This is a genomic window from Pseudoalteromonas sp. NZS100_1 (assembly GCF_015864285.1).
GTDB classification, from domain to species: Bacteria; Pseudomonadota; Gammaproteobacteria; order Enterobacterales; family Alteromonadaceae; genus Pseudoalteromonas; species Pseudoalteromonas arctica.
This window is the reverse complement of record NZ_JADYXN010000113.1, coordinates 1-884: the sequence shown is the minus strand read 5'-3', so window position 1 is coordinate 884 and position 884 is coordinate 1. Positions and strand designations below refer to the sequence as shown.

Here is an 884-nt window from a genome sequence, read left to right as displayed (position 1 = left end):
GATGGCTCAGACAGGCGCCGTATTATTCCTGAAGAAATATTTAACCAGCTGGAGCCCGCGGGATTGCATCCACCAGCACGCTCACTAGATAACCGTTATATCGCTATTTCGGGCTATATAAATGACCGAGCGACTCGTCAGCTTTACGATACTAAAGAGAAAAAGCTAATCACCATGTCAGGCGGGGGCGGCTACCCTTGGTTTAACTGGACTTCAGGCAGTGAAAACGTCATTTTTTACTCAGATGGCAAAAACTTTAATTACCATGTACCAACAGGGGAGCTAACCCCTCGACCTCAAATTCACCACAGCGGCGCTGCTTTTTTACTTCCGGGTGATAAAGAGTTTTTAGCCATAAAGCACGATGGTTTTTGGATACATAAGTTTAATGGTGAAGTGGTTCGCAAAGTTAATTTTGGTTTTCCTAAAGCGTGGGAAATGAAAAACCACCGTATTTCACCTGATGGTAAGTATTTAGCGTTTATGACTCACTTAAGGCCAAAAGCACATTTTCATTGGGTTAATATTGCTAACCCTGAAATAAAACATTCAGAAATAGGGGAAGGTAATGGCGTTATTTTTTCTCCAGAGGAAGATCATCAATTGCAGTATGTAACAACGTTTTCAAAAGAGCGTGGTGAAAACGGCTTATATCCTTCAAGGCGTATAATAAGAACAAAAAATATAGTGACCGGTGAGCAAGCTGAGGCGCTAGTAAAAGAAAAGAGAATTTGGGGTCTGGATACATTAGGTCCAATAGCTGTTACAAATTTAGCAGCAGAAGGAAAATAAAATGCATGAAATGAGCAAAGGATCTGCAAGCCCATTAGTTTACTTATTAACTGGTTATATTGAAAACAATAAATCATAAAAAGTTTTAATGA

1 protein-coding gene is annotated in these 884 nt (G+C 39.8%); it reads left to right on the top strand.

Annotation, left to right across the window (positions count from 1 at the left end; genetic code table 11):
* Positions 1–792: hypothetical protein (locus tag I6F66_RS20800; protein WP_197209701.1), on the top strand; the 792-nt coding region annotated here is incomplete at its 5' end.
* Between the last annotated feature and the right edge of the window lie 92 nt (positions 793–884).